6 protein-coding genes are annotated in these 7,223 nt (G+C 61.5%); 5 read left to right on the top strand and 1 reads right to left on the bottom strand.

Annotated features, from left to right (window positions below; all coding sequences use genetic code 11):
- Positions 1-214 precede the first annotated feature (214 nt).
- The 5 genes from BI344_RS11150 to BI344_RS11130 all read left to right on the top strand — a co-directional run bounded on the left by BI344_RS11150 (position 215) and on the right by BI344_RS11130 (position 6,775).
- Entirely contained in the window at positions 215-1,051 is an 837-nt protein-coding gene (locus BI344_RS11150; protein WP_071113026.1) for an SDR family NAD(P)-dependent oxidoreductase, read from the top strand.
- Between the two features lie 206 nt (positions 1,052-1,257).
- A complete protein-coding gene (locus BI344_RS11145) occupies positions 1,258-3,027 on the top strand; it encodes an ABC transporter substrate-binding protein (RefSeq protein WP_241499314.1) in 1,770 nt (589 codons plus the stop codon).
- A 21-nt stretch (positions 3,028-3,048) separates the two neighbouring features.
- Entirely contained in the window at positions 3,049-3,990 is a 942-nt protein-coding gene (locus BI344_RS11140) for an ABC transporter permease (RefSeq protein WP_071113024.1), read from the top strand.
- Positions 3,991-4,005: 15 nt separating this feature from the next.
- Entirely contained in the window at positions 4,006-5,061 is a 1,056-nt protein-coding gene (locus BI344_RS11135; RefSeq protein WP_071113023.1) for an ABC transporter permease, read from the top strand.
- A 10-nt stretch (positions 5,062-5,071) separates the two neighbouring features.
- Positions 5,072-6,775, top strand: coding sequence for an ABC transporter ATP-binding protein (locus BI344_RS11130; RefSeq protein WP_071113022.1), 1,704 nt, complete (start codon positions 5,072-5,074; stop codon positions 6,773-6,775).
- 71 nt (positions 6,776-6,846) lie between these two features.
- Here BI344_RS11130 and BI344_RS11125 read toward each other — a convergent pair whose 3' ends face one another.
- A complete protein-coding gene (locus BI344_RS11125) occupies positions 6,847-7,221 on the bottom strand; it encodes a hypothetical protein (RefSeq protein ID WP_071113021.1) in 375 nt (124 codons plus the stop codon).
- Between the last annotated feature and the right edge of the window lie 2 nt (positions 7,222-7,223).

Below are 7,223 nucleotides of genomic sequence, written 5' to 3'. Positions count from 1 at the left end.
ATATCCTCCAACTGGGTCAGCGCGCTCTCGAAACTGGCGGGCGCTTTGGCGGCTTTTGCCATGGCGGTCTTCCTCGTGCGTGTCAGGCCGACATTCTAGTCCAATTCCACGGCAAAACGACAGTAGCGCTGTCAGATGTTTGTCATGTTGCGGATTCCGGCATCCGAATGATTGGTGTAGGGTGGGGCGCTTGTCTATCGCAAGAGGTTTTTCCATGCCCGATACCCAAGGTACCATCCTGATCACCGGCTGCTCCAGCGGCATTGGCTACCATAGCGCGAAACTGTTGCGGCAACGCGGTTGGCGGGTGTTCGCCAGTTGCCGCACGGCGGAAGACGCGGCGCGTTTGCGCGCTGAGGGCCTGGAAAGCCTGCAGCTGGATGTCGACGATGCCGCTTCGATCCAGGCGGCGCTGGCCAGCGTATTGGCGCAGACCGGGGGACGGCTGGACGCGCTGTTCAATAATGCCGGCTTTGGCCAGCCGGGGGCGGTGGAGGATATCAGCCGCCAGACCATGCGCGAGCAGTTCGAGACCAATCTGTTCGGCCCGTGGGAGCTGACCAACGCTGTGTTGAGGGTGATGCGCGCCCAAGGCCATGGCCGCATCGTGTTCAACAGCTCCATCTTGGGTTTCGCCGCCATGCGCTGGCGCGGCGCTTACAACGCCAGCAAGTTCGCGATGGAAGGCCTGTGCGACACGCTGCGCCATGAACTATACGGCACCGACATCCATGTTTCGCTAGTGGAGCCGGGGCCGATAAAAAGCCGCTTCCGCCCCAACGCGCTGCAGCGCTTCCTGAAGAATGTCGATATAGAGGGCAGCTTCCACCGCGAAGCCTATCAGCAGCAACTGGCGCGGCTGAAAAAAGAAGGCCACGCCGCGCCGTTCACCCTGCCAGCCAGCGCAGTGGCAGAAGCGGTATGGAGAGCCATTACCAGTTCTCATCCGAAGGCCCGCTACCGGGTGACCTTTCCCACCAAGCTCTACTGGTTTCTGCGGCGCTGGCTGCCTCAGCGCTGGTACGACCGAGCCTGCCGCAGCGCTGCCTGAGGGCATGGTTTTCCTATTTGAATTTTATTGATGCCGACTTGATAATTTTTTGTTGATTTGCCTGGCATATTGGCTTTACATTCATTCGCGTCGCTCATGGCTGCTGTATGCAGCCCTCTGGGCGGCGACAAGAAGATGGGAGCCGAACACGGTTCCTGCGCTACGAAGGAGATAAAACTAATATGAAGCACCTGAAATGGCTGCCCATGCTGGCGCTGGGCGCCGCGCTCATGCCGCATGCTCAGGCGGCGGATCCGGGCAAAGTGCTGAGGGTGGCGTTCTCCGCGCCTGAAACCGGCTTTGACATGGTCAAAGTGCACGATGTCTATTCCATGGCTGTCGGGGAGAATATCTTCGATGGCCTGCTGACCTACGACTACCTGGCCCGGCCGCTGAAAGTAGTGCCCAATACCGCCAGCGCAATGCCGGAGGTGTCGGCCGACGGCAAGGTATTCACCTTCAAGGTCAAGCCCGGCATTTACTTTGCCGATGATCCCGTGTTCAAGGGTAAGAAACGGGAATTGACTGCGGCGGATTACGCCTACACCTTCAAGCGCTTCGCCGACCCGCTGAACAATGCTCCCAGCGGCGCGTCTTACACTGACTTCATCACTGGCTTGGAAGAAGCAGGGAAGGTCGCAGCCAAGACCGGCAAGTTCGATTACGATGCGCCGATTTCCGGCCTGCAGGTGCTGGACCGTTACACCCTGCGTATCGTATTGAAAAAGCCCAACTTCGGCTTCCTGTACACCATCGCAGCCAAAGATTCCGGTGCGGTGGCGCGCGAAGTGATAGAAGCCTACGCCAAGGACACCCTGTCCCACCCGGTTGGCACCGGTCCGTTCATGTTGAAGGAGTGGAAGCCGGGCAGCCGCATCGTGCTGGTCGCCAATCCAGGTTTCCGCAAGACCGTTTTCGACGGATTGCCCGGCAGTGAGCCCGGCGACGCGGAAATCTACCAGGCGCTGAAAGGTAAGACCCTACCTCAGGTGGGCAGGGTTGAGATTCGCATTATCGAGGAAGATCAGCCGCGCTGGCTCTCCTTTATGAACAGGCAATTGGACTGGATCGTCGTGCCGAAGTCGGCGATGAAGTCGGCTTTGAACATCAATCCGACCGACCCCTACGACACCACACTGCGACCAGTGCTGGCCAAGCGCAACATCCGCCTCAGCCATACGCTCGGTTTGGATGTCACCTATGCCTATTTCAACCTGAAAGACCCGGTCATCGGCGGTTACCGCAAGGAAAAAGTCGCGTTGCGCCGTGCCATTGCGCTGGCCTACCCGTTGAAGAAGGAAGTGATCCCGCTTTTGTATGGCAACCAGGCGATCCCGCTGCAGGGACTGGTTCCTATGGGCATGGTGGGCTTCGATCCGCATTTCCAGGGGCAAGTTGGATATGATCCGGCCACCGCCAATGCGTTGCTGGACGAATTCGGCTACAAGATTGGACCGGACGGTTACCGCACCCAACCCAACGGCAAGCCGCTGGTGATAGAGCAGGGCACCCAGTCTTCCGCCCTGGACAAGCAGTTCAACGAGATCTGGCAAAAGGCTTTCGACAGTATCAAGATCCGCGTGCGTTTCAAAACCGCAAAGTGGAACGAAAACCTGAAGGCGGCTTATGCGTACAAACTGCAGATGTGGAGCCTGGGCGGGTCCGCCTCGACGCCGGACGGTGACGATTTCGTGTCCAGTTTTTCTTCGCGCTTGATTGGCCAGGGCAATCTGGCTGGCTATCAGGTTGCTGCTTACGACAAGCTATATGACGCTTCGCAGATTCTGCCGGATGGGGAAGAGCGCCTGGCCCTGTACGGTAAGATGAACCGGCTGGTCGCGGCGCAGCAACCCTATGTGCTGGGTGTCACCCGCTTCTACAACGAACTGACTCAAGGCTACGTTAGTGGCTTCAAGCGCCACCCCATTTCCACTTTCGGCGGCTTCTGGCGCTACGTGGACGTCGCGTCGCACTAATTGCCTGAGTAAGGGAAAATCATGTTTGCATATGTCATTCGCCGTCTCTGGCAGATGATCCCCACCATGCTGGGTGTCATGCTGCTGGTGTTCGTGCTGTTCAACTGGGTGGGCGGCGACCCGACCTTCATTCTGGAAGGCAAGCGGTTGACTCCGGAGATGATGGCCAATTTCCGCGCCCAGATGGGTCTGGATAAGAGCGTGCCGGAGCAATTCTGGCTGTTCGTCAAGCAGGTGCTGACTTACGACTTCGGCAACTCCTGGGCAACCCAGCACTCGGTGACGCATACGCTGGCCAATCGCGTTGGCCCGTCGCTGATGTTGGCTGGCAGCCTGTTGCTGCTTGAGCTTTTCACCGCGCTGCCCATCGCCGTGGCGGTGGCCTATTTCCGCGGCGGCCTGACCGACCGCATGGTCACCCTGATCTGCACGGTGGCGATGTCGGTCAGTTCCTTGGTCTACATCATCGTCGGCCAGTACCAGCTTGGTTTCGCGCTGGACTGGTTCCCGGTGATGGGCTGGGACGACGACAGCATGGTCGCCAATCTGTTCGTCTATCTGCCTTTGCCGCTGCTGCTGGGCCTGCTGGTGTCGCTGGCTCCCAGCGTGCGCTTCTACCGCAGCTTCATCGTCGAGGAGCTGAACCACGATTACGTGCGCACCGCGCGCGCCAAGGGCCTATCCGAGTCGCGCGTGCTATTCAAGCACGTGCTGCGCAACGCGCTGATTCCGGTGGTGACCAACATCACCATGTCGCTGCCCTTCCTGATGCTGGGCTCGATGCTGCTGGAACGCTTCTTCGGCATTCCCGGCATGGGCAACGAGCTGCTCAACGCTGTGGACAAGAGCGACTTCCCGGTGATCAAGGCCATCACCATCACCATCGCTGCCGCCGCCATGGCGTTCAACCTGCTGGCCGACATCCTCTACAAGTGGATCGACCCGCGCGTTCAGCTGAAGTGAGCGGGGGAGAGACAAATGACGACATTGCAGAATACCGCCGGTTCCGCGCCGGCCGCCGCTCCATCCCGCAGCCTGTGGGCACTGGGCTGGCAAAGACTGAAGCGCGACCGCATCGGCTTCGCATCCTTGTGGATAGTCATCGCCTTCATGCTGTTGGCGCTGGCCAGTTGGCTGGGCTTGGTCGGCCGCGGCTGGAACGACGAGATCGCCGAGTCCTATGCGCCGCCGACCTTCATCTATCAGCGGCAGGCGGTGCAGGCGGCAGGCAAACCTCAGCCGCAGGCCGCGTCTGTAGCGCTGGAAGGCTTGAAACCGTCCGAAGACCCGATCTGGGCGGAAACCCAGATCGCCCGCAAGAACCGCGACAAGTACGTGGTGCCGGAGGTGAAGAAAGCTGAATCGCTGACCTTCGGCGCCGACCAGCGCGGCCGCGACATCCTGGACAAGGTGATCAAAGGCACCTCAACCTCGCTGTTCGTCGGCTTCTTCGGCTCCCTGCTGGCCATCGTCATCGGCGCCTCGCTGGGGGCCTGCGCTGGTTTCTTCGGCCGCAAGGCGGACGATTTCCTGATGTGGTTCTACAGCGTGTTCACCGCCATGCCGGACATGCTGCTGCTGCTGGCTTTCGCCGCGGTGGCGGGGCGCGGCCTGGGCACGGTGATCCTGGTGCTGTCGCTGACCACCTGGACCGGCGTGTTTCGCCTGGTGCGCGCCGAGTTCATCAAGCTGCGCTCGCGCGAGTTCGTCCAGGCCGCCGACGCCATCGGCGCCAGCAGCGCGCGCAGGATGTTCGTGCACATCCTGCCCAATATCTCCCACTTGCTGCTAGTGCAGTTTTCCTTGCTGATGGTGGGCCTGATCAAGTACGAGGTGATCCTGTCCTTCCTGGGCTTCGGCGTGGATGTGCGCCAGGTGAGCTGGGGTTCGATGCTGGCCGAAGTGCCTGAAGAGCTGCTGCAGGGCTACTGGTGGCAACTGGCGATGGTGGTGGTGTTCATGTCGCTGCTGGTGACCGCCTTCAGCATGCTGACCGATTCCCTGCGCGACGCGCTGGACCCGAAGGTAAAGTGAGGATCACACCATGAGCAACAACAAGACTTTGCTGTCGGTCCGCAATCTGAAGGTGCGCTTCCGCCAGGAAGACGGCGGCCGCTTCGAGGCGCTCAAGGGCGTCAGCTTCGACATTCCCGCCCACCGCACCGTGGCGCTGGTGGGCGAGTCCGGCTCCGGCAAGTCGGTCACCTCGATGGCCATCATGCAGCTGCTGCCGCCGCAGGCCAGCGAGATCGACCCGGCGTCCGAGCTGCTGTTCCAGGGCCGCAACCTGCTGCAATTGTCGCGCGGCGAGCTGCGCCGGCTGCGCGGCAAGGACATCGCGATGATCTTCCAGGAGCCGATGAGCTCGCTCAATCCGGTATTCAGCGTCGGCGAGCAGATCGTCGAGACGCTGACGCTGCACGCCGGCCTGTCGCGCTCCGCGGCGTGGAAGCGCGCGGTGGAGCTGCTGCGCGAAGTGGGCCTGCCGGAACCGGAGAAGCGGGTGAAGGCCTACCCGCACGAGCTGTCCGGCGGCCAGCAGCAGCGGGTGATGATCGCCATCGCCATCGCCTGCGAACCCAAGCTCCTGATCGCGGATGAGCCGACCACCGCGCTGGACGTCACCATCCAGAAGCAGATCCTGCAACTGATTGCCGACCTGCAGAAGAAGCACGGCATGTCGGTGCTGTTCATCACCCACGACCTGGGGGTGGTGGGCGAATTCGCCGACGAAGTGATCGTGATGCGCCACGGCGAAATCCGCGAGCAGGGCACGGTGAAGCAGATCTTCGAAAACCCGCAAGACGCCTACACCAAGGCGCTGCTGTCGTGCCGGCCGCACCTGGACCGCCGCCCCGAGCGGCTGGCGGTGATCGACGATTTCCTGCGGCCGGGCGGCTATGTGGAGCCGGCCGAAAGGACACGCGGCTATGCCGCCGGCGACGAAATCGTGCTGGACGTGCAAGGGCTGTGCAAGAGCTTCGACATCCGCGAAGGCCTGTTCGGCAAGCGCCAGTTCCACGCGGTGAAGGACGTGTCGTTCAAGCTGGCGCGCGGCAAGACGCTGGGCATCGTCGGCGAGTCCGGCTCCGGCAAGACCACGGTGGGCCTGACGCTGGTGCGGCTGCACCAGGCGACGGCGGGCAAGGCGCTGTTCCACGGCCAGGACCTGATGGGGATGAGCGCCAAGGCGTTCCACGCCTACAAGCGGCGCATCCAGATCATCTTCCAGAACCCGTACGCGTCGTTGAACCCCCGCTTCACGGTGGAGCAGATCCTGACCGAGCCGATGTTGCTGCACGGTATCGGCCAGGATGGCGGCGGGCGGCGCAAGCTGGCGCAGGAGCTGCTGGACAAGGTGGGGCTGCCGGCGGGCGCGCTGGCCAAGTACCCGCACGAGTTCTCGGGCGGCCAGCGCCAGCGCATCGCGATCGCGCGCTGCCTGACGCTGAAGCCGGAAGTGCTGATCTGCGACGAATCGGTGTCGGCCTTGGACGTGTCGGTGCAGGCGCAGGTGCTGAATTTGCTGCAGGACCTGCAGGACGAGTTCAAGCTGTCCTATCTGTTCATTTCGCATGATCTGGCGGTGGTGAAGCACATCTCGGACCAGGTGCTGGTGATGAACAAGGGGCAGGTGGTGGAGCAGGCGGACGCGGACGTGATCTACCGTTCGCCGCAGGACAGCTACACCAAGAAGTTGCTGGGAGCGATTCCGCAGGGTTGGAGCGTGGCGCTGGCGCCGGCATAGCTTTTACGGTTTGTCAGAACAATGCCGCCCGCCGGATTCCGGCGGGCGGCATTTTCATTGCGCGGCGCCGCTTATTGATCGATAAAATCCATGGTCATGGTCCATGGCGTTTGTTGGCCAACCGTGTATTGCACCTTGGCGTCGCCGCCGCCATCGGTCACGCCTAGGTTGCCGCTGCGCGGCTCTTGACCGATCGATAGCTGATAGAAGCCGTCGCCGCCGTAATCGTAATCGGGACCGTCCGCGAAGATCACCCCCATCATCAGCTCATTGCCCTGGCCATCCCAGTCCACACTGATCTGGACCGACTGGTCCGAAGCCAGCAGATAGATGCGTTCTTGCGGCTGGCCGTCGATCAACAGTACCTGGTCGTCCCAGTTGGGATCGCCGTCGATGAAGATGTCGCGGCTGGAGTGGTTCTTCACGGTTACGATGGGCTTGCTCATAT

It is taken from the genome of Chromobacterium sphagni, from assembly GCF_001855555.1.
GTDB classification, from domain to species: domain Bacteria; phylum Pseudomonadota; class Gammaproteobacteria; order Burkholderiales; family Chromobacteriaceae; genus Chromobacterium; species Chromobacterium sphagni.
Note: the sequence above shows the minus strand (reverse complement) of the source record. Positions and strands in the feature narration are given on the sequence as shown.

Bases quoted from the DNA above. Each gene is read 5' to 3' on its own strand.
- BI344_RS11150 (WP_071113026.1), top strand. From the start codon at position 215: ATGCCCGATACCCAAGGTACCATCCTGATCACCGGCTGCTCCAGCGGC.
- BI344_RS11145 (WP_241499314.1), top strand. From the start codon at position 1,258: ATGCTGGCGCTGGGCGCCGCGCTCATGCCGCATGCTCAGGCGGCGGAT.
- BI344_RS11140 (WP_071113024.1), top strand. From the start codon at position 3,049: ATGTTTGCATATGTCATTCGCCGTCTCTGGCAGATGATCCCCACCATG.
- BI344_RS11135 (WP_071113023.1), top strand. From the start codon at position 4,006: ATGACGACATTGCAGAATACCGCCGGTTCCGCGCCGGCCGCCGCTCCA.
- BI344_RS11130 (WP_071113022.1), top strand. From the start codon at position 5,072: ATGAGCAACAACAAGACTTTGCTGTCGGTCCGCAATCTGAAGGTGCGC.
- BI344_RS11125 (WP_071113021.1), bottom strand. From the start codon at position 7,221: ATGAGCAAGCCCATCGTAACCGTGAAGAACCACTCCAGCCGCGACATC.